Here is a 20,646-nt window from a genome sequence, read left to right on the forward strand (position 1 = left end):
GGGTGGGGTGGTTCGACGGGTCCGACGCGGCCGAGACGGGGATCCGCGCGGCGTTCGTGTCGGTGATCGGCCCCGACGGACAGCCGGTGGGCGGTGGGGTGTACCTGCACGGCCGGTACGTGCTGACCTGCGCCCACGTGGTGAACGCCGCGCTGGGCCGGAGGCTGTTCGAGGCCTCGGACCCGGCCCCGGACGCCCGGCTGGACGTGGCGTTCCCGGCGGGTTCCGCATCCGCCGCACCGCCCGGCCATGCCCGCGTCGAGGCCTGGCTCGCTCCACGGTCGGCCGACGGGGGCCCCGCCCCCGAGAGCGCCGTGGAGTGGCTGGGCGACCTGGCCGTCCTCCGGCTGGACGGGGAGCCGTCCCCGGACGCCCTCCCGCAGCCCTGGGCCGCGATGACGGTGGGTCAGCAGCTGCGTGCCTGGTACGGCACCGGCCAGGCGGTCTCGGCGACCTCGACCACCGTCCAGGTCTGCGAACCGGACCGCAGCTACGTGGACGCGGCCGCGTCCGGCCCGGCCATCGGCCCCGGGTACAGCGGCGGTCCGCTGTGGTCGGCGGCGGACCAGGCCGTGGTCGGTCTGGTGGCGGGGCAGTTGCGCGGGACCGGTGGCTTCGGCGACCGGAGCCTGGTGCTCTCCTGGCAGACCGTCAGGTCCGAGCTGGAACGGGCCCTCGGCCCCGCCCGGGCGGTCGCGCTGCTGCTGCCCGGACACCCGGAGCCCGCGACCGCGCTCCAGGACGGACTCCCGGAACTCTCCGACCTCATCGGCGAGTTGTTCCCTGGCACCACCGAGCGGGCCGACAGCGCCGCGCACCTGGCCGAGCTCTTCCACCTGGGCCGGGGCCCGGCCGGCACCGCCCCGTCCGTGGAGCGGATGGCGGCCCTGCTGCTCGCCGAGCCCCGTGCGCTGGCCGCCCTGGCCGAGTACCGCCGCCTCCACCACCCCGACCAGGCATCCCGGTTGCTGGACCTCGGGCAGGAGCTGGCGGTGCCCGGACTGCTCTCGCCGGAGCAGTACGGCCGGCTGGTGGCCATGCTGGAACAGGCCCTCGAACCACCCGCACCCGGACTGCCGTCCCTGACCGCGCTGCTGGCCGCCGCGCTGCCCCGGGTGGACCTCCCGCCGGCCCTGCTGGGCGGCCCCGTTCCGGAGGGCTCCGGCAGCAGGACGGCGTCCCTGGTGCGGCACTTGGAGGAGTACCGGCCAGCACGGTCGACCACGGAACGGGGGCGGGGCCCGCGCCGGGTGCCCCAACTGCTGCGCTTCGTGGAGTACGTGGCCGCCGCGCTCCGCACCGGAGGCGGGACCGCCCTGGCGCGCCGGCTCCGGGCCTGGGACGAGAACGCCGCCGACCGTCTCCACGTCTCCCTGGAAGCACTGCGCGACTACCGGGCGGACGCCGAGGACTGGGCGGGCGCCGGGGCGGGGGCGAGCACCGAGAACGGCTCGTCCCGGCTGGTGGTCCGGCTGACCAGGTACCAGCGCTCCGGTGCCGGACGGTTCCGCTGCGCGCTCTGGGTGGACCTCGGGGACGGGGAGCTGCGCCCGGTGGACGGCCCGGGCGGGCGGCCGGGCACCCCGGAGGAGGTGGCCCGGGACCTCCGCGCGGTGATGGCGGGGTGGGAGGACGAGGGCGAGGACCCCTATCCCACCGTCGAGTTCGTCCTGGACAAGGAGGAGCTCGGGCTGGCGGTCGAGGAGTGGGACACCGCCTACCCGGAGGAGCTGGCCGACGGGGACGAGCCGCGCCCGCTCGGCACCGTCCACCCGGTGGTGGTCCGGCTCGCGCTCGACCTGGACCCGGTCCGCAGCCGGGAGCGGGCCAAGGCCCTCGCGTTCCGGTGGCGCTGGCGGACGGTCAGCCCACCGCTGCACCTGGACGGCGACCACCAGGAGCCCCGGCAGGTGGCCAGCGCGCTGCTCAGCCACCGGGCGGCCACCTGCGTGGTGCTGGGCGGACCGGACCCGGAGCGCCGGGTGCAGCTCGCGGTGAAGTGCCTGCGGATGGGGGTACCGGTGGTGATCTGGGACCGCGCCGCCGACGGCGTGCTGCAGGCCGGGCACTTCGCGCCGATCGACCCCGGCGGCCCCGAGCACTCGCTCCCCGAACGGGTCCGCAGCTACCGGGCCGGTGCCTTCGGCTACGCGGAGCGCTTCCCGCTGCGTCCGGTACTGGCCCGCGAGGACCCGACCAGGCCGCTGCCGCAGACCCTCGCCTTGACCGACCCGGAGGAGAGACCGTGAACGCCGCACCGCCCGAACCGGCCGACGCCTGGCGGATCTTCCGCGGGGACGGGCGCCCGCGCACCCCCGACCTGCCACCGGTGCCGCCCTGGCGCCGGCTCGGCGGACCAGCCGCAGCGGGCGGTGGGCACCGCCCCTACCGGATCGACCCCGTGCACGTGGACGTGGTCAACGCCGCGCTGCAGCTGCGCCGTCCGCTGCTGGTGACCGGCCGCCCCGGCACCGGGAAGACTTCGCTGGCACACGCCCTGGCCCACGAACTGAGCCTGGGTCAGGTGCTGCACTGGCCGGTCAACAGCCGCTCCAACCTGCCCGACGCGCTCTACCGGTACGACGCGATCGGCCGCCTGCGGGAGGCCACCCTGGCCCGGGAGACCGGCCGGGACCGGCCCGAGCCGGACATCGGCGCGTTCCTGCGGCTCGGGCCGGTCGGTACCGCGCTGGTCGCGGCCGGGCGGCCCCGGGTGCTCCTGGTGGACGAGCTGGACAAGGGCGACGTCGACCTGCCGAACGACCTGCTGACGGTCTTCGAGGAGGGCAGCTTCGAGATCCCGGAGCTGGCCCGGCTCCCCGAGGAGCAGTCCGTGGTCCGGGTGCTGACCGCCGACCCGGGCCGGGAGACGGTGCCGGTGACCCGGGGTCTGGTGCACTGCACCGAGTTCCCGGTCGTGGTGATCACCAGCAACGGCGAGCGGGACTTCCCGCCCGCCTTCCTGCGCCGCTGCCTCCGGCTCGAACTGCCCGACCCCGACGCGGCCGCGCTGCAGGAGATCGTCGAGGCCCACCTGGGTGCCGGGGCGCTGGCCGGGGCGGAGGACGTGCTGGCCGAGTTCCTGGAGCGGCGCACCCAACGGGAGTTGGCGACCGATCAGCTGCTGAACGCGGTCTTCCTCCGCAAGGGCGGGGTGGACCTGGACGCGCACCGGCTGCTGGAGGCGGTCCTGCACAACCTGGGCGGCACGGTCTGATCCGCCGGGGCGCCGCCCGAGGAGAAGGGAGGGACATGAGCTCGGCACTGGACCGGGCCCGCGAGGTGCTCCGCGCCTCCGGGGCCGACCTGGACCTGCACGAACTGCTGGACGTGCTCTGGCTGGCCCGCACCCTGCCGCCGGACCTCGCCCTCCCGCTGACCCGCCACCCCCTGCCCGGGGACCGGGCCGCCGGGCCGGACGGCGGCGGGGCGGCGGCGGGCACCGATCCCGCCCCCGAGGGCACGGCCGGGCCGGAGGGTGCCGAGCACCCGGCCCGCCGGCTCTACACGGGGACCGCTCCCGGCACCGGGCCCGGCGGGACCAGGGAGACCGGGCTGCCCGAGCCCCGGGCCCTGCCGGACGCCCGTGACCTGGCACGGGCACTGCGCCCGCTGAACCGCCGCCGGACCGTACCGGGCGGTGGAGAGCTGGACGAGTCCGCGACCGCGACCCGCTGGGCCGAGACCGGCATTCCGGAGCTGGTGCTCCGGCCGGGCCGGGAGCCCTGGCTACGCTGCGTCCTGGTGGTGGACGACGGTGTGCCGATGCTGATCTGGCGCAGGCTGGTAGCCGAACTGGACGCGCTGCTCGGCAGGTTGGGCGGGTTCCGGCAGATCACCGTGGTCGGCCTGCGCAACCGGGGCCCCGGCCCGGTCCGTCTGCGGGCCCGCCCGTTCGACGCGGCCGGGCCGGCCCGCTCCCCCGCCGCCGTCACCGACACCACCGGCCGGACCCTGGTCCTGGTGGTCACCGACGGCGCCGGCGCCGCCTGGCGGGACGGCCGGATGCGGGCAGTGCTGGACGGCTGGGGCCGCCGGGGTCCGACCGCCCTGTTGCACACCCTACCCAGCCGGATGTGGCCCGGCTCGGGGGTGGCCGGCGACCCGTACCCGGTGTCCGGCTCCGCCGCCGGAGTCCCCAACTCCCGCTGGCAGATGCCGTCCTGGGCGTCCGAGGGGCTCCGGGCCGGGGGCCGGGTGCCGGTCCCCGTCCTGGAGCTCTCCCCCGCGTCGCTCCAGCCCTGGGCCGGGCTGGTCGCCAGCGGGGGCACCGCGCGACTGACGCTCTGGGAGGAGTGGCCGGTGCCCGAGACCGCTGCCGCCGCCCGACGCCGGCCGCTGACGGCGGATCAGGAGTTGGAGGACTTCCTGCGCGCGGCCTCGCCGGGCGCCCGACGGCTGGCGGCGTACATCGCGCACCTGGCGCCGCTGAGCGTGCCCGCGATGCGGCTGGTCGGACTCGCCGCCCCGACGTCCGCCGGCCGGCCGCGACCAGGCAGCGTGGAGCTGGCCGAGGTACTGCTGGGCGGGCTGCTCCGTCCGGTGGCGCCTCCGGCCGAGGCTTCGGAACAGCCGCTCCAGCACCGGCAGTTCGACCTCGTCGCGGAGGTCAAGGAACAACTCGCCGAGCTGGTGCCCGCCACCGAGCTGCGCGCTCTGCGGCGGGCGGTCTCCGGCAGGTTGGAGCGGCTGGCCGACGCCGGGCCCGGCTTCCCGGCCCGGCTGGCCTCCGACGGCCCCGGCCCGGCGGGCCGGGGCGAATTCGCGGTCGCCACCGGCCGCCTGCTGAGCCGTCTGGAGCCCGACGCGCCCCAGGCCGTCGCCGACGGACCGGCCGAGCCACGGCCCTCCCGGCCGGCCACCCCGCGACGGCGGTCCGCCGCAACGGCCACCGCCCGCCCCCGGCCGGAGGCCGGCCGGGGCGCCTACTTCTTCCTCAGTTACGCACGCACTCCGCAGCCCGGTGGCTCCGGCGATCCGGACCGCTGGATCACCAAGTTCTTCGAGGACCTCAGCGAATCCGTCCTCTCCTGGACCGCTCTCCCGGCCGGCCGGCCGGTCGGCTTCATGGACCGGGGCACTCACCTGGACGACCGGTGGCAACGAGCGGTCTCCCAGGAGCTCGCCGAGTGCCGGGTCTTCGTGCCGCTCTACTCGCCCCGCTACTTCGCCAGCACCGGCTGCGGCCAGGAGTGGCACACCTTCGCCCAGCGCCCCGTCCACTCCCTCCGGGGCCCGGAACCCGCCAGTGGCATCGTGCCGGCGCTCTGGGTCCCGACGCACAACCGCCAGATCCCCGAGGTGGCACGCCAACTCCCGCACCGTCACAGCACGTTCGGCGAGGACTACGCCGCCGAAGGACTGTACGGGCTCATCAGGCTCAGCCACCTCCGGAGCTCCTACGAACTGGCCGTGCACCGGCTGGCCCAGCGGATCGTCGAGGTGGCGCAGGACACGGTGGTCGAGGGCGGCGGGCCGGCCCTGGACTTCACCGCCCAGCCCAACGCCTTCACCGCACCGCGCGTCCACCCGATGCGGATCTCCGTCATCGCGTACCGTGCGGACGAACGGCCGGACGGCACCGACCCGCGGCACTACGGCCCGCGGCGGCTGGACTGGGTCCCGTTCCCGTCCAGCTCCCCGCACAGCGTGGCGGAACACGCGGCGAGGATCGCGCAGGAGCTCGGGTTCGCACCGAGCGCACACGGCGTCGAGGAGGAGCTGGAGGTGTTCGACTCCGGCTCGCCGCCGACCGCCCCCGCCGTCGTCCTGGTGGACCGTCGGGCCCTCCAGGACTTCAACCGCCAGGGAATCCTGGACCGGTTCACCCACACGAGAGCACCGTGGGTGGGCGTGGTGGTGGTGGACGGCGAAACCGGGTTCGACGAGGCGGTGCGCTCGGCCATGAGGGAGGCGGACCGCGGCTTCGGGGCCCTCGACGTCGACGTGCCGGGCACGGAGCGGCGGCCGAGGACCGGCCGGGACCTCCCGTAGCGCGGAACCGCGCGTCATACCCCGGTACTACGCCGAAGACCGGACCTGGGTACGAGCCCGTCCGCGCGGTGGGCGCCTAGGGTGGCTGGGGTGAAGATGCAGGTTCCTCCTCCGGTGAACGAGGCCGTCCAGTGGGCCGGCGATCAGCTCGGCGATCTCGGGCGGGCGTTGTTGGCGCCTGCCGAGGGGCATGTGCCGCTGCTTGCGGGGGCGCAGCGGGCGTGGGTGCGGGCGTTGCCTTACCTGTTGGCGGTGGCGGCGGCGGTCACGTTGTTGTCGACCGGCACGGTCGTGTTGGCGAATGACTACGGGCTGCCGGTGGCGGTGGCCGGGGCGTTGGCGTTGACGCAGTCGGTGCCGTTGGTGGTGGCGGTAACCAGGCCGTTGGCGGCGTGGTGGGTGATGTCGGCCGGGGTGGTGCTGGGGGCGTTGGCCACCGCGTGGACGCCGGAGAGTGCCGGGGCCTGGCCGTGGCCGGTGCCTACGTTGCTCGGGTACGTGTTCCTGATGGCGGCGTTGGCGTTGCGCGAGCGTGGGCGGACGCTGCTGGCGGTGTGGTTGGTGACCGTGGCGGCCAGTGTGGTGGCCAGTGACCTGCACCAGCCCCGGGCCGGGCAGACCGCGGTGATCACGGTGGCGATCTCGGGTGCGGTGCTGCTGCTGGGCTGGACGGTCCGGGGCCGCGGGGAGGCGCAGCAGAAGCTCGCGGAGCAGGAGCGGATCAGCGAGGCGGAGCGGGAGCGCTCCACCCTGCTGGAGGAACGGGCCAGGATCGCACGGGAGTTGCACGACGTCGTCGCCCACCACATGTCGGTGATCACCGTGCAGGCGGACTCCGCGCCGTACCGGTTGAGCGGGCTGCCGCCGGAGGCGGTGGAGGAGTTCGGGACCATCGCGGCGGCGGCGCGCGGTTCGCTGGCTGAGATGCGGCGGCTGCTCGGGGTGCTGCGCAGTGACGGCGGGGCGCCGGACCGGGCGCCGCAGCCGGGGGTGGAGCAGTTGGACCGGCTGGTGGAGACGGTCCGTCAGGCGGGGGTGCGGGCCTCGCTGCGAGGCGGGGACGACGACGGGGAGCTCGGCGAACTGCCGCAGGGCGTCAGTCTGTCGGCGTACCGGATCGTGCAGGAGGCGCTGGCCAACGTGGTGCGGCACGCGCCCGGCGCGGTGGCGGAGGTGGTGGTCGCGTTGGAGGGCCGGACCCTGCTGGTGACGGTGGAGAACGGGCCGGGCGGGACGCCGGGGGTGGAGAGCGGCGAGGGCACCGGGCACGGGCTGGTGGGAATGCGTGAGCGGGTCCGGCTACTGTCGGGCAGGTTGGAGACCGGACCGACCGCCTCGGGCGGTTTCCGGGTCGCCGCCGAACTGCCCGTCAACAGCACCGGAGAGAGCCCCCGATGACCATCCGCGTAATCATCGTCGACGACCAGGCGATGGTCCGGGCCGGGTTCGCCGCGCTGCTCAACGCGCAGAGCGACATCGACGTGGTCGGCGACGCGCCCGACGGCCGGCAGGCGCTGGAGGTCAGCGGGCGGACCCATCCGGACGTGGTGCTGATGGACGTCCGGATGCCGGAGATGGACGGCCTGGAGGCGGCCCGCCGCCTGCTGGATCCTCCGCCGGGCGTCGTCCACCGGCCGAAGGTGCTGATGCTGACCACCTTCGACGTGGACGACTACGTCTACGAGGCGCTGCGGGCCGGGGCCTCCGGCTTCCTGCTCAAGGACGCCCCGCCGGCCGACCTGATCGCCGCCGTCCGGGTGGTGGCGGCCGGGGAGGCGCTGCTGGCGCCCTCGGTGACGCGCCGTCTGATCGAGGACTTCGCGCGGAACAAGCCCACCCCGCGCCGGGACCGCAAGCTCCAGCTGAACGGGCTGACCCCGCGCGAGACCGAGGTGCTGGAGCTGATCGCCCGGGGCCTGTCCAACCAGGAGATCGCCGAACGGCTGGTGGTCGCCGAGCAGACCGTGAAGACCCACATCGGCCGCATCCTGGCCAAGCTGGACCTGCGCGACCGCGCCCAGGCGGTGGTGCTGGCGTACGAGTCCGGCCTGGTGACCCCGGGTCAGTAGGACTTCGGGGGCAGCTGGTCGAGGTGATCGCGCGCCCAGGTGCAGGCGATGTCCAACTGGCCGAGCAGCGAGCGCCCCAGACCGGTGAGGGCGTACTCGACCCTGGGCGGGTTCTCCTCGTACGCGGTCCGGCTGACCCAGCCGTCGCGCTCCATGGCGCGGAGCGTCTCCGTGAGCACCTTCGGGGTGACGCCGAGCGGCACCTTCAACTCGCCGAACCGGCGGGGTCCTTCGGCCAGGCAGCGCAGCACCATGCCGCTCCACTTGTCGCCGACCCGGATGGGCATCCGGCGGCCGCAGTCCGGGTCGAACATGTCGGCTTCCAGGGGCGTGGTCATACCCACACCATAGGGCCGGTTCCGTTGAAGTAACCGGGGTCCCTCCTCGTACGGTCGTCCCGCAGCGGGCCCGGACGGGCCCTTCGAGGGAGGAATCCGATGGGGAAGATCGTGGTGTTCGGGGCCGGCGGGCGCGTGGGCGGCGCCGCCGTGGCGGAGGCGGTGCGGCGCGGGCACACGGTGACGGCGGTGGTGCGGGATCCGGCGAAGTACCCGGCGCTGGGCGGTCAGGACGCGGTGACGGTGGTGCGCGGGGACGCCACGGACGCCGGGTCGGTGGCGGCGGTCGCGGCGGGGCACGACGCGGCGGTGAACGCCTCGGTGCGGCTGGACCTGCCCGCCGAGGAGTACTTCACGGCGGCCGCCCGGGCGATGGCCGAGGGGCTCGGACGGGCGGGGGTGGGGCGGCTGCTGACGCTGGGCATCGCCACCACCCTGGAGTTCTCGCCGGGGGTGCGGGTGATGGACGACCCGCAGTTCCCCGAGGAGTACCGGGTGTTCTCGCAGGGGCACGTCGCGGAGTTCGAGCTACTGACCGCCGCCGGGCCCGAGCTCGACTGGCTGATGGTGGTCCCGCCGATGGACCTCGACGCGGGGGCGGAGGCCACCGGGGAGTACCAGGGTGCGGTGGGCTCGGTGGTGGGACGGGGGCGGATCTCGCACGCGGACCTGGCGGTGGCGCTGCTGGACGAGATCGAGGCACCCCGGCACCACCGGGTGCAGTGGGCGGTCTCGCACTGAACTCCCCCTGAAGAGAAGGATGTTGGAGCCCGCCCCGGACCACGGTTCGGGGCGGGCTCCGTCGTACCGGGAGCGTGCTCCCCCTTGGTCCCCGTAGTACCCCGGTATGAGCACGGGGTTGGCGCTGCGGGGTGACGTCCCGTCAGGCATCGGCTTCGTACCTTCCTCTCCGTCAAGAGCGGCGCGAGGAGAGGCGGAGCGAGATGAAGGCGCGACTGAGGCGGGCACTGGCCGCAGGGCTGCTGACGGTCCTGGCGGTCGGCGGGGCCGGCGGCTGGGCGGCGGCGGACGGGCAGCGGGCGGTCACCGGCCCGCCGCCCGGGGCGGCCGCGTGGGTGGCCGACACCACGCTCGGGGTGCGGCTGCCGGAGCCGGGCCGCGCCACGGCCGCCGAGGTGGCGGAGTTCTTCGCCGGGCAGCCGCAGGCACAGCAGCGGGCGCTGGCGGTGCGCCACCCGCTGGTGGTGGGGAACCTGGATGGCGCCCCGTACCGGCTGCGCTACCTCGCCAACTCGCTCGCGCTCCAGGAGGAGCGGCGGCACGAGCTGGCCCGGGCCGCCGACCCGGCGCTGCCGGAGCGGGACCGGAAGGCGGCCGCCGCGCGGGCCGCCCGGTACGCGGAGTTGGGCGGGCGGCAGATCCTGGCCTTCGACCCGCGCGGGCGGGGCCAGTACGCCGAGGTGTTCGGCGAGTTGGGGCAGGCAGGGCAGGCGGGGCACACCGTCGTGGTGGTGCCGGGCTCCGACATCGACCTGATGACCGGCGACCGGGCCTCGGCCCACTACGGCACCCCGGGCGGCGCGGCCGAAGCGCTGCGCGCCGCCTCCGGCGAGCGGCTCGCGGTGATCGCCTGGACCGGCTACACCACCCCCGTCAAAGTCGGCCTGGACGCGGCGACCTCCCGCCTGGCGGAGGCCGGCGCCGCCCGCCTCTCGGCCTTCCTGGACGGGCTGACGCCGGTGACCGGGCCGGTCACCCTGGTCTGCCACAGCTACGGCACGGCGGTCTGCGGGCTCGCCGACCCGAAGCCGGAGCAGGTGCGCGGCGTGGTCGCGCTCGGCTCGCCCGGGATGGACGTGACCGGGGCGGACGCGCTGCGGGTGCCGCTCTGGGTGGTCAAGCGCAACGCCGAGGACTGGATCGACAAGGTCCCGAACGTCTCCCTCTTCGGCCTCGGCCACGGCGCCGACCCGGATGAACCCGCTTACGGCGCACGGCTGGTGAGCTCCACCGGCTCGCACGGCCACAGCGGCTACCTGGTGCCCGGCACCACCTCCCTCGCCAACACCACCGCCATCGCGCTGGGCGAGGACGCCCGCGTCGACTGCGCCGCCGACGGCCCGGCCTGCTCGGCCGCCGCCACCAGCTGACTCCCCCTCAGCCCCCCAGACCCTCAGACCCTCAGACCCTCAGAGAGGCTCCCCCGTGCTCACCCGAATCCGGCGCTCCGCCGCCGCCGTGGACGCCAAGACCCCCGCCACCCGCGACCGCGCCCTGGACGGGCTGCGCGCTGTCGCGCTGCTCGCCGTACCGCTCGGCCACTGGATGCTCGGCGGCTTCACCACCACGCCGGACGGCGTGCTGCACAACGAGAGCCCGCTCTCCACGCTCGGCTTCTTCGCCCCGCTCAGCTGGGTGCTCCAGATGCTCGGCGTCTTCTTCCTGGTCGGCGGGTACTCCTCGGCGAAGTCATTGGCGCGGGCCGCGGAGCGCGGGGCCTCCACCGCGGACTGGTTCCGGCAGCGGGCGGTGCGGCTGCTGCGGCCGGTGCTGGGGGTGGCGGCGGTCTGGGCGCTGCTGGCGCCGCTGCTCGGCGCGCTCGGGGTGCCGCAGGGGACGGTCCGGACCGGCACCGTGCTGGTGGTCCAGCCGCTCTGGTACATCGGCATCTACCTGGCGCTCACCGCGCTCACCCCGCTCTGCCTGCGGCTCGGCCGCCGGCTCCGCGGCTGGGCCGCCGCCCCGCTGCTCGCCTCCGTCGCCGTGGTGGACGTGCTGCGGTACGGGCCGTGGGCGGACTCGGTGCCCTCCTGGCTCTCCCTGCTGAACTTGCTTCCCGGCTGGCTGTTCGGCTACCAGCTCGGCGTCTCCTGGGCGCAGGGGCACATCCGGCGGGCGGGCGCCTGGCTGCTCGCGCTGGGCGGCGCCGCCCTGTTCGCCGTCCTGCTGACCGTCTTCCACTACCCGGCCAGCATGGTCGGCGTCCCCGGCGCGGCCCGCACCAACTCGCACCCGCCGTCCCTGCTGGTGCTGGCGCTGGCCTCGGCGCAGTGCGGCGCGGCGATGCTGCTGCGCGAGCGGATCGGGCAGGCCCTGCGGCGGCCGCTGCTCTGGCTTCCGGTGGTGGCGGTGAACCTCTCGGCGATGACCATCTTCTGCTGGCACCAGACCGCGATGTTCTCCGTCGGCGCCCTCGCCTCCGCCCTCGACACCACCGTCCCCGGCCTCACCACCGCCCCCGACTCGCTCGCCTGGGTGCTCGCCCGGCTCGCCTGGCTCCCGGTCTTCGCCGTGGTCCTGGCCGGCATCGCCAGGTACGCCCGCCGCTTCGACGCCCCCTGGCGCCTGCCCCGCCCGTGGAAGGCCGCCCTCACCACCGCCGCCGCCCTCTTCGCCGTCCAGGCCCTCGGCGCCCTCTGACGCCCCGTCGGCCGGGACGCCGACCGCCGACACGCCGGGTGCCGGTGCGCGAAAGCCTTAGGGTGGCGGGATGGTGACGTTCGATCAGTTCCGCGAGATGGGGCTGGCCCTGCCCGAGGCGGGCGAGCGGGTGACGTGGGAGACCACGGTGACGCTCAGGGTCGGGGAGAAGATCTTCGCGATGGGGACGCCGGGGTCGGGGGAAGTCACGGTGAAGGCCTCGAAGGAGGACCAGACGGAGCTGCTGGCGGCCGAGCCGGAGGTGTTCTCCTCGGCGCCGTACGTGGGGCGGCACGGGTGGGTGCTGGTGCGGCTGGCCGGGGTGGACGGCGGGGAGCTGCGCGAGCTGATGGCGGAGGCCTGGCGGAGCGTCGCACCGAAGCGGCTGGTCAGGGAGTTCGACGCGGGTGGCGGAACCGGGGGAACCCTGTGAGCCATCCCACAGTTTAGCCGGGCACGGTGTCCGGTCGGAGCACCTACGCTGGCTGACGAAGAGCCGGCGGTGGTATCACCACGAGCCCGAGGATGGTGACCAGTTGCCGCAGCGCACCCCGCATGAGCGCACCCCCCGTGAGGTGCAGCGAAGGCGCCGGATGAAGCGTGCCGCGATGGGCCTGTTCGCCACCGTCGCGGTGCTCGCGGACACCGGCGCGGCAGCCGCCCAGGCGGCGGCGGGCAGCGAGCAGATCGCGATCACCACGCCTCCGACCGGCAGCGCCCAGTGGGTGGCCGACCGTTCGCTGGGCCGGGTGCTGCCGGATCCGGCGAGCGCCGCCCCGCGCGACGTGGCCACCTTCTTCGCCTCCCTGTCCGCCGCCGAGACCGACCGGCTGGTCACCGAGCACCCGCTGGTGGTCGGGAACCTGGACGGCGTCCCGCCCGCCCTTCGCTACCGGGCCAACCGGCTGGCCGTCGAGGCCGAGCGCGACCGCGCCCGGACCCAGGCCGCCGACCCGGAGCTGACCGCCGGCGCCCGCGCGCTGGCCGAGGCCCGGGCCAACGACAGCGACCACCTGCTGGAGCGCGGCCGGCAGATCCTGGCCTTCGACCCGCGCGGCCGCGGCCTGGTCAGCGAGGTGTACGGGGACCTGGAGAGCGCCCAGCGGGTCTCGGTGCTGGTACCCGGTTCGGAGTCGGACCTCGGCCACTTCGACCAGGCGGCGGAGCCGCTGCGCTCGCCGGCCGGGATGGCCCGGGCGCTGTACGAGGAGGAGAAGCGGCGCGCCTCCGGCACCCGCACGGCGGTGATCGCCTGGACGGGGTACGTCAGCCCGGTCGGCCTGGGGCCGGACGCCGTCACCTCCCGGCTCGCCGAGGCCGCCGCGCCCCGGCTGGAGCGGCTGCTGGACGGCCTCGCGGTGACCAACAGGACGGACGCGCCGCCGGCGCTGTTCTGCCACTCCTACGGTTCGGTGGTCTGCGGCACGGCCGCGCCGGCCATCCACAACGGCACCGACATGGTGGTCTTCGGCAGCCCCGGGATGGGGGTGTCGGACGCGTCGGCGCTCGGCACCGGCGTCCGGGTCTGGGCCACCCGCAACCCCAGCGACTGGATCGGCAACGTGCCCTACCTGGAGGTCGGCGGCCTCGGCCACGGCGCCGACCCGACCTCCCCCGCCTTCGGCTCCGTGGTGATCTCCTCCGCCGGGGCGGCCGGGCACGCCGGCTACCTCTCCCCCGACACGGCCAGCCTGCGCAACTTCGCCGAGCTCGGCCTCGGCCACTACGGCGACGTCCGCCCGGCCGTCCCCCGCGACGCCAACTGAGCGGCCCGGGCCTCACCTCGCGGACCCGGCCGCCCGAGCCACCGCCGCTGACGGACCTCCGCCGTACGGTGGGGCCATGACGGTGATTCGGGAGGGCCTCCACCACCTGCGCAGCGCGGCGGACGGCCGGCTGCTGACGGTGGCCGACGAACGGCGGCGCAGCGGCGCCAAGTTGTGCGTGGCCGAGCCGGACGGCTCGCCCGGCCAGCTCTGGCGGATCTCCGCCGTGCACCCGGGCGGCGGGCTCTACCACCTCACCAGTGAGGGCAGCGGACGCCGGCTGGACGTGGCCGGGGCACGCACCGAGGACGGCGTCCCGGTCCAGCTCTGGACCCCGAACGGCTTCGGCGCCCAGGACTGGCTGCTGGAGCGCCACGTGGACGCCCCCGACACCTTCAACCTGGTCGCGCTGATCAGCGGCCGCACCCTGGAGATCGGCCCCGACGGCACCGCCCGCCAGTGGGAGGACCGGGACGACCCCGCCCAGTGGTGGCACCTCGACCCGGCCTGACGCCCCGTCAAGATCCGTCTTGCCCCCGGCACCCCTCGGCAACGCCGGGATGACGCTCTTCGGCCTGCTCCCACTGCTGGTCCCCCCAGTCGCCGTGACGCCCCGTCAGGACGCGGATCCCGAACCGCCGGTGAGCGGCTGACGACGGCGGGGGCGTGTCCGGATGTGACGGGGGATCGTCGTTGTGGCCGCTCGGCGGCGGGGTCAGGATGGGGGCATGTCCAGCAGCCGCCGTGTCGTCATCGCCGTCTTTCCCGGTGTCGATCTCCTCGACGTGACCGGCCCGGCCGAGGTGTTCGCGTTGGCTGAGCGCGAGTCCGCGGGCGCGGCCGGGTACCGGGTCGAGTTGGCGGGGGCGGCGCGCGGGGAGGTGGTCACCTCGGCGGGGGTCCGGCTGGTAGCGGACCGGGCCTTCGCCGAGGTGGTGGACGGGGTGGACACGCTGCTGGTGCCCGGGGCGGTCGAGGCCGGGCCCGAGGGCGAGGTGGCACGGGTGGACCGGGACGTGGTGGCGTGGGTCGCCCGGGTCGCGCCGTCGGCCCGGCGGGTGGTGGCGCTGTGCACGGGCGCCCACCTGCTGGCCGCCGCCGGGCTGCTCGAAGGCCGGACGGCGACCACGCACTGGTCGGCCGCGGCGGGGTTGGCGGCACTGCGGTACCGCCCGCGCCGCCCGCTGGTCACCACCAACCTGACCGCCCTGTTCGGCATCGGCCCGCTGGCCCTGCTCGCCGGCCCGGCCCCGGTCCCGGTGATCGCCGTCGGTGTCGCGGTGACCTTCGTCATGACGGCCCTGGTCAACGAGGTGCTGGCCACCGTCCAGCAGCAGCTCTTCCCCGAGGAACTGCTGGCCCGGGTCAGTTCACTGGACTGGACGATCTCGTTCATCGCGATGCCGGCAGGCTACGCCGCCGCCGGCCCGGCCGCCGAGCTGTTCGGGACCGGCACCACACTGCTGGCCGCCGCGGCCCTGATCGCCACGCCGTGCCTGCTGCTCAACCTGCTGCCCGGGGTCCGCTCGGTCCGTACCCTGCCCGACGGCACCATCGGCATCGTCGGCACCCTCGGCGGGCCGGGCACCGCTGCCGGCCGGGACCCCGAGCGCTCCGGCTCGCCGGTGCCGCGCCGGTGACGCCCCGTCACCTCGTCAGGCCTTCACCCAGGCGCCGACGCCCAGGCGGCCGGTGGTGCCGAGGTCGAGTTCCGGGGTGACCATGACGGGGGCCGCGCCCGGGACGGGGCGGACACGGAGGTAGGGGGCGAGGACTGGGGCGCCCTCGGTGCCGGTGGTGTTGCGCCAGGTGATCACGGAGTGGGCGGACTCGCCGGGGCGGAGGTCGAACTCCCGGGCGGTGTCCTCGGCGCCGGTGCCGCCGGCGATGGCGGAGCCGCCGTGCAGCACCGAGACCCCGTCGACGGGGCGGTGGTCGAGGCCGAGCGGCTCCGCCGCCGGGAAGCCGTTCAGCCGCAGCGGCGCCGTTCCGCAGTTCTCCAGCAGCAGGCCGACCGCCCGCAGGCCCATCGCGGCGCTGCCCTGATCGGCCGTCAGCCTCAGCCCGGAGGGCGGGCAGATCCCGGGGGCGGGCGGGGCCTCGGCCACCGGGACGCTGCGCACCAGGAGCACCTTGGGGGCCCGGAGCCGGGCAGCGCTCCCCGCCCGGTCCCCGACCGGGGAGTCGAACCGCCGCACGGCCTCGTGGACCGTCCGCCCGCCGCCGACGTACGGCAGGGTGCGGGTGGAGTTGTCCGCCGTCGGGGCGCCGAGGTCGATGGTGACGGTGTAGACGTACGCCTCGGCCTCGGGGTTGGCGACCTCGAACTCGACGCAGGTGGGGTCGGCGGCGATGATCCGCACGCCGTCCCGGGCGGTGGCGGTGGGGCTCGGGGTGGCCCGGCCGCTCGCGGCGACCGCGCACTCGGCGCCGTCGGCCGGCGGCAGCGCGGGGCCGCCGGGCGAGGTGGCCGCCCGCGAACCGCAGGCGGCCAGCGGGAGGAGCCCGGCCAGGGCCAGGGCCACCGGGAAGATCGCGCGCGAACGGTGCATCCCCCGATCGAAGCAGACGCCACCGCCCCGCGCAGTGACCGCCCCCACAGCGATCGCAACGGTTCCGCCACAACAAGCCGTACCGCCCGGAAGGCCGCCACCACCGCCGACCGGCCCCGGACTGCCAAGAGGGCAGGGAGAGTTGCCTGTTCGGGCACTACCTTCGGGTAGCCGGCCGCCGGCCCGGGCACAGGTTGACACGGCAAGTTGGTCTAGTCCATTTTGGGATCACGGGCCAGGTGCCCCGAAGGTCCCGGCTTGCGAGCTCGCCGGGACACCGCCGCGCGCCGGAGTACGTGGCAACCGCGGCCACGCGCCGATCGGACCGTGACCGGGCCTGGGGGAAGGCACATGACGAGACATCAGACGGCCCGGCCGAGCCCGGCACTGCTGGCCGCGCTGGCCGCCGCCGAGCAGGACGTGCTGCTCTACGACCTGGCCGGGATAGCCGGCCAGTACGACGCGCTGAAGCGCGAACTGCCGGGCGTGGACGTCCGGTTCGCGCTCAAGGCCTGCCCGGTGGACGAGGTGCTGGCCACCCTGGCCGGGCGCGGCGCGGGCTTCGACGCGGCCGGCCCGGGCGAGATCGCCCAGGCGCTGCGGACCGGGGTGCCGGTGGAGCGGGTGCACTTCGGCAACACCGTGAAGTCCGACCGCGCCATCGCCGAGGCGTACGCGCTGGGCGTGCGCGACTTCGCCACCGACAGCCTGGCCGACGTCACCGCGATCGCCCGGCACGCGCCCGGGGCCCGGGTGTTCTGCCGGCTGGCCACCGACGGGGCGGGGGCGCTCTGGGGTCTCAGCCAGAAGTTCGGCTGCTCCGCGGCGGACGCCGTCGAGGTGATGGCGGTGGCCCGGGCCTCCGGGCTGGTCCCGTCCGGGCTGTCGGTGCACGTGGGCTCGCAGCAGATGACCGCCGGGGCCTGGCGCGACGCCTTCGACGCGCTGGCCGAGGTGCTGCGGGCGCTCGGCCGCCGGGGCATCCACCCCGACCACGTGAACCTGGGCGGCGGCCTGCCCGCGCTCGGCTACCTGGACCGCCGGGGCGAGCGGCTGGACCCGCCGCTGGACAAGATGTTCACGGTGATCCGGGAGGGCATGCAGCAGCTCACCGAGGCCGCCGCCGCCCCGCTCGGCTTCCGTCTGGAGCCCGGCCGCCACCTGGTGGCCGACCACGGCGCGATCCGGGCCGAGGTGGCCCGGCTGTCGGTCCGTCAGCAGCTCGACGGCGAGCGGCAGGCCTGGCTCTACCTCAGCTGCGGCAAGTTCAACGGCCTCTACGAGATGGACCAGCTGCAGTACCGCCTGGAGTTCCCCGGCCACGCCGAGGGCCCGCACCTGCCCGCCGTGGTGGCCGGCCCGACCTGCGACAGCGACGACGCCTACGCCCACCGGGACGGCCTGGTCTCCGTACCGGCCGCGCTGGCCTCCGGCGACCCGGTCTGGATCCACTCCTGCGGCGCCTACGCCCCCAGCTACAGCACCCGGGGCTTCAACGGCTTCGCCCCGCTGCCGGTCGCCTTCGTGGGCACCGGCACCTGAGCCCGACCCGGGCCCGCCAACGGCCGAGGGGCCCCGCCGTGGGGGGCGGGGCCCCTCGGCTCCCACCTGCCCCGGCCGTTGCGACCCAAGGGCCCGACGCATACGACCGGCCGGAAGTTGCGTATCCGCATGGGGTTCTATCTCCGCAACGGGATTGGCGGCCTCCCGTGGCGCGGGCGGCACGCCGTTCGGCAGGCTGGCCCCGTTGCGCAGCGGCACAAGGACGGCCGGACCGGCCCTCCCCGCTCCGCGTTCAGGGGATTTCCATGCGTGCACGCAAGACTCTCCTCGCCCTGTCCGCCGCCTCGCTCACGGCCGCGCTGTGTGCGGTCGCGGCCCCCGGCGTCGCCACCGCGAAGGCGGCCGCGCCCTCCACCAGGCTCACCCTGGGGCAGGCCGCCTCCGCCGCCCAGGGCGGTGCGCAGCGGGTGGCCGGCCCGGGGCTGGCCGCGACCGGCTACTACGTCCGGATCAACAGCCTCTACTCGGTGACGACTGGTCAGTGCCTGGACGCCGACGCCAACAACGGCGGCAACGGGACCAAGGTGCAGGTCTGGGGGTGCAACGGGAGCACCCAGCAGGAGTGGATCTCCTGGGACAACTACAGCCTCGAGAGCGTGCGCTTCCGGGGGATGTGCCTGGACGCGGACACCAACGGGAACGGCAACAACGGGACCCGGGTCCAGCTCTGGCAGTGCAACGGCACCACGCAGCAGAAGTGGTTCGGACGGGCCAACGACCTCGCGCTCTACAACTGGCGGTACAACAACAACTACAACACCGTGCTGGACCGGGACACCAACGTCTCCGGCAACGGCGCCCAGGCCCAGCTGTGGCAGAAGAACTTCCAGTCGCAGCAGTGGTGGCGGGTCGTCAACGCCTGACCCGGAGACGGCCGCTAGCGGACGACGTCGAAGACCTGCTTCTGGATGCCGTTGGCGTAGGCCGCGTACTCCACCAGCTTCAGCTTCTGCGCGTCCTTGTCGGCCTCGCTGAACAGCCGCTTCCCGGCGCCGAGCAGCAGCGGGAAGACCAGCAGGTGGTAGCGGTCGATCAGGCCGGCGTCGGAGAGCGCCCGGTTGAGCGAGGCGCTGCCGTGGACGATGATCGGGCCGCCCTCGGTCTCCTTGAGGGCGGCCACCTCGTCGAGCGAGCGCAGGATGGTGGTCTCGCCCCAGGTGTCGACCAGGTCGTCCTCGCCGAGCGTGGTGGAGACCACGTACTTGGGCATCGCCTTGTAGCCGGCGAACTCCGCCATGCCGGGCCAGACCGGGCTGAACGCCTGGTAGCTGACCCGGCCGAGCAGCAGTGCGGCGGCCTCCTCCTGCTCGCGCCCCTTGATCTCGTAGGCCTCGGGCAGGAACTCGACGTCCTTGAAGGTCCAGCCGGAGTTCCGGTAGCCCGGCTCGCCGCCGGGGGCCTCGACGACGCCGTCGAGCGAGACGAAGGCGGTGGTGATCAGGGTGCGCATCTGGACCTCGGTGTCTGACGGATGATCAGGATGCCCTCAGGCTAGCCGTGGTGACCGACAAGCGTCACTCGCGCGCCGCCGAGGTGGAGCTCATGTCGGCGTAGCGGTCGCCGGTGACCTTCCCCGCGATCGGCTCCAGCAGGGCCAGCTCGGCCTCGGTCAGCTCCACCGTGGCGGCCGCGGTGTTCTCGGCCAGCCGGCTGCGCTTGCGGGTGCCCGGGATCGGCACCACGGTCAGGCCGTGCACCTGGGCCCGCTGGTGCACCCAGGCCAGCGCGACCTGGGCCGGGGTCAGGCCGCGCTCGGCGGCGATCGCGCTGATCGGCTCCACCAGCTGCGCGTTGGCCGCCGCGTTGGGGCCGCTGAACTGCGGGTGGTAGCGCCGGTAGTCGCCCTCGCTGAGCTGCTCGGCGGCCGCGAAGGAGCCGGTCAGGAAGCCCCGGCCGAGCGGCGAGTAGGGCACGAAGGTGACGCCCAGTTCGGCGGCGGCCGGCACGGCGGTGCGCTCCACGTCCCGGGAGAAGACCGACCACTCGGACTGCAGCGCGGCGATCGGGTGCACCGCGTACGCCTCCCGCAGCTCCGCCCCGGTCACCTCGGACAGGCCCAACTCCCGTACCTTGCCCGCCTGGACGAGCTCGGCCATGGCACCGACCGACTCGGCCAGCGGCACCGCGGGGTCGCGGCGGTGCATGTAGTAGAGGTCGATCACGTCCACGCCCAGGCGCTTGAGCGAGGCGTCCACGGCGGAGCGGATGTACTCCGGGTCGTTGCGCACGGCCCGGTACCGCGGGTCCTCGGCACGGCGCTCGATGGCGAACTTGGTGGCCAGCACGACGCGGTCGCGGTTGGCCCGGACGAACGGGCCGATCAGCTCCTCGTTCGCGCCCGAGCCGTAGATGTCGGCGGTGTCGAAGAGGGTGACGCCCGCCTCCAGCGCGGCGTCCAGGGTGGCCAGGGCCTCGGCCGTGTCGGTCGGGCCGTAGAACTCGGACATCCCCATGCAGCCGAGGCCCTGGGCGCCGATCAGCCGGCCGCCGCGACCGAGGGGGACGGTGGGAAGGAGGTGCTGCTGCTGCACTGCTGACTCCTGGTCTGTTCGTCTTCGAGGGCGTCCGTGTAGAGCTCGATCTTGTGGTCGAGGACCGCCAGGGTGGCGTGCAGGTCGCTGAGTTGGCGCCGGATGTCCTCGCGGTGCTCCACCAGCAGCTCCCGGCGGCCGGCCTGCGTGTGGTCGCCCGCGCGGAGCAGCTCCACGTAGCGGAGCATGTCCGCCACCGGCATCCCGGTCAGCCGCAGCCGGTTGAGGAACTCCAGCCGGCGCAGGTCCTGGTCGCTGTAGCGGCGCTGCCCGGAGTGCGAGCGGTCGACCGGGTCCAGCAGGCCGATCCGCTCGTACCAGCGCAGCGTGTGCGCGGTCAGCCCGGTGGCCTCGGCCACCTCGCCGATGCCGTGCCGGGGCGTCGGGTCGGCCTCGGTGGTCCGCTGCGTGCGGGCCTCGCAGCGCTTCAGGACTGTCTGGATCGTCGTCAC

The 20,646-nt window shown here is 74.9% G+C and carries 20 protein-coding genes; 14 read left to right on the plus strand and 6 right to left on the minus strand.

All coding sequences use genetic code 11. The annotated features are described in order from the left end of the window. Positions 1–2 precede the first annotated feature (2 nt). Genes ACZ6ZR_RS22465 through ACZ6ZR_RS22475 form a run of 3 tightly spaced genes read left to right on the plus strand, consistent with a single transcriptional unit; the run spans position 3 to position 5,994 of the window. Positions 3–2,249 (plus strand): VMAP-C domain-containing protein, encoded by a 2,247-nt coding sequence (locus ACZ6ZR_RS22465; RefSeq protein WP_465644915.1) that lies wholly within the window; start codon positions 3–5, stop codon positions 2,247–2,249. Beyond that, complete coding sequence (locus ACZ6ZR_RS22470; protein ID WP_465644917.1) at positions 2,246–3,217, plus strand: AAA family ATPase; 972 nt, start codon at positions 2,246–2,248, stop codon at positions 3,215–3,217. The genes ACZ6ZR_RS22465 and ACZ6ZR_RS22470 overlap by 4 nt, the downstream gene beginning before the upstream one ends. Positions 3,218–3,252: 35 nt before the next feature. Then, entirely contained in the window at positions 3,253–5,994 is a 2,742-nt protein-coding gene (locus ACZ6ZR_RS22475; RefSeq protein ID WP_465644919.1) for a TIR-like protein FxsC, read from the plus strand. Between the two features lie 305 nt (positions 5,995–6,299). Here the strand turns inward: ACZ6ZR_RS22475 and ACZ6ZR_RS22480 are convergent, their stop codons facing one another. Further along, positions 6,300–6,431 carry a hypothetical protein gene (locus ACZ6ZR_RS22480; protein WP_465644921.1) on the minus strand — a complete coding sequence of 44 codons (132 nt, stop codon included), beginning with the start codon at positions 6,429–6,431 and terminating at the stop codon, positions 6,300–6,302. A gap of 40 nt (positions 6,432–6,471) precedes the next feature. Between ACZ6ZR_RS22480 and ACZ6ZR_RS22485 the strand changes: the two genes are divergently transcribed. Continuing rightward, positions 6,472–7,392 (plus strand): sensor histidine kinase, encoded by a 921-nt coding sequence (locus tag ACZ6ZR_RS22485; protein ID WP_465644923.1) that lies wholly within the window; start codon positions 6,472–6,474, stop codon positions 7,390–7,392. Then, the gene (locus ACZ6ZR_RS22490) at positions 7,389–8,063 is read left to right on the plus strand and encodes a response regulator (protein WP_465644925.1); all 675 of its coding nucleotides are present in this window, start codon (positions 7,389–7,391) and stop codon (positions 8,061–8,063) included. The genes ACZ6ZR_RS22485 and ACZ6ZR_RS22490 overlap by 4 nt, the downstream gene beginning before the upstream one ends. On the opposite strand, the gene ACZ6ZR_RS22495 is transcribed toward ACZ6ZR_RS22490, so the two are convergent. Then, positions 8,057–8,401, minus strand: a complete 345-nt coding sequence (locus ACZ6ZR_RS22495) for a winged helix-turn-helix transcriptional regulator (RefSeq protein WP_465644927.1) — start codon at positions 8,399–8,401, stop codon at positions 8,057–8,059. The two genes, ACZ6ZR_RS22490 and ACZ6ZR_RS22495, sit on opposite strands and share 7 nt — an antisense overlap. 99 nt (positions 8,402–8,500) lie before the next feature. On the opposite strand from ACZ6ZR_RS22495, the gene ACZ6ZR_RS22500 reads away from it, so the two are divergent. The 7 genes from ACZ6ZR_RS22500 to ACZ6ZR_RS22530 all read left to right on the plus strand — a co-directional run bounded on the left by ACZ6ZR_RS22500 (position 8,501) and on the right by ACZ6ZR_RS22530 (position 15,188). After that, positions 8,501–9,142 carry an NAD(P)-dependent oxidoreductase gene (locus ACZ6ZR_RS22500; protein WP_465644929.1) on the plus strand — a complete coding sequence of 214 codons (642 nt, stop codon included), beginning with the start codon at positions 8,501–8,503 and terminating at the stop codon, positions 9,140–9,142. Positions 9,143–9,345: 203 nt separating this feature from the next. Beyond that, entirely contained in the window at positions 9,346–10,512 is a 1,167-nt protein-coding gene (locus ACZ6ZR_RS22505; RefSeq protein WP_465644931.1) for an alpha/beta hydrolase, read from the plus strand. A gap of 55 nt (positions 10,513–10,567) precedes the next feature. Next, positions 10,568–11,782 carry an acyltransferase family protein gene (locus ACZ6ZR_RS22510; protein ID WP_465644933.1) on the plus strand — a complete coding sequence of 405 codons (1,215 nt, stop codon included), beginning with the start codon at positions 10,568–10,570 and terminating at the stop codon, positions 11,780–11,782. 70 nt (positions 11,783–11,852) lie between these two features. Beyond that, on the plus strand, positions 11,853–12,215 hold the full coding sequence (locus ACZ6ZR_RS22515) for an MmcQ/YjbR family DNA-binding protein (RefSeq protein ID WP_465644935.1): 363 nt from the start codon (positions 11,853–11,855) through the stop codon (positions 12,213–12,215). Between the two features lie 160 nt (positions 12,216–12,375). Next, entirely contained in the window at positions 12,376–13,548 is a 1,173-nt protein-coding gene (locus ACZ6ZR_RS22520) for an alpha/beta hydrolase (protein WP_465644937.1), read from the plus strand. A 76-nt stretch (positions 13,549–13,624) separates the two neighbouring features. Further along, on the plus strand, positions 13,625–14,059 hold the full coding sequence (locus ACZ6ZR_RS22525) for an RICIN domain-containing protein (RefSeq protein WP_465644939.1): 435 nt from the start codon (positions 13,625–13,627) through the stop codon (positions 14,057–14,059). A 217-nt stretch (positions 14,060–14,276) separates the two neighbouring features. Continuing rightward, a complete protein-coding gene (locus ACZ6ZR_RS22530; RefSeq protein WP_465644941.1) occupies positions 14,277–15,188 on the plus strand; it encodes a DJ-1/PfpI family protein in 912 nt (303 codons plus the stop codon). Positions 15,189–15,203: 15 nt separating this feature from the next. Here ACZ6ZR_RS22530 and ACZ6ZR_RS22535 read toward each other — a convergent pair whose 3' ends face one another. After that, positions 15,204–16,100, minus strand: a complete 897-nt coding sequence (locus ACZ6ZR_RS22535) for a DUF4232 domain-containing protein (RefSeq protein ID WP_465644944.1) — start codon at positions 16,098–16,100, stop codon at positions 15,204–15,206. A gap of 351 nt (positions 16,101–16,451) precedes the next feature. Here ACZ6ZR_RS22535 and ACZ6ZR_RS22540 point away from each other — a divergent pair, with 351 nt between their 5' ends. Together ACZ6ZR_RS22540 and ACZ6ZR_RS22545 are read left to right on the plus strand one after the other, a co-directional pair. After that, the gene (locus ACZ6ZR_RS22540) at positions 16,452–17,642 is read left to right on the plus strand and encodes a type III PLP-dependent enzyme (protein ID WP_465644946.1); all 1,191 of its coding nucleotides are present in this window, start codon (positions 16,452–16,454) and stop codon (positions 17,640–17,642) included. Positions 17,643–17,908: 266 nt separating this feature from the next. Then, a complete protein-coding gene (locus ACZ6ZR_RS22545; protein WP_465644948.1) occupies positions 17,909–18,526 on the plus strand; it encodes an RICIN domain-containing protein in 618 nt (205 codons plus the stop codon). A 14-nt stretch (positions 18,527–18,540) separates the two neighbouring features. Here ACZ6ZR_RS22545 and ACZ6ZR_RS22550 read toward each other — a convergent pair whose 3' ends face one another. The 3 genes from ACZ6ZR_RS22550 to ACZ6ZR_RS22560 all read right to left on the minus strand — a co-directional run bounded on the left by ACZ6ZR_RS22550 (position 18,541) and on the right by ACZ6ZR_RS22560 (position 20,646). Beyond that, positions 18,541–19,113, minus strand: a complete 573-nt coding sequence (locus ACZ6ZR_RS22550) for a dihydrofolate reductase family protein (RefSeq protein ID WP_465644950.1) — start codon at positions 19,111–19,113, stop codon at positions 18,541–18,543. A gap of 64 nt (positions 19,114–19,177) precedes the next feature. Next, on the minus strand, positions 19,178–20,194 hold the full coding sequence (locus ACZ6ZR_RS22555) for an aldo/keto reductase (RefSeq protein WP_465644952.1): 1,017 nt from the start codon (positions 20,192–20,194) through the stop codon (positions 19,178–19,180). Further along, a complete protein-coding gene (locus tag ACZ6ZR_RS22560; RefSeq protein ID WP_465644954.1) occupies positions 20,140–20,646 on the minus strand; it encodes a MerR family transcriptional regulator in 507 nt (168 codons plus the stop codon). Before ACZ6ZR_RS22560 ends, ACZ6ZR_RS22555 begins: the two co-directional genes overlap by 55 nt.

This window comes from Kitasatospora sp. NPDC088742 (assembly GCF_055584905.1).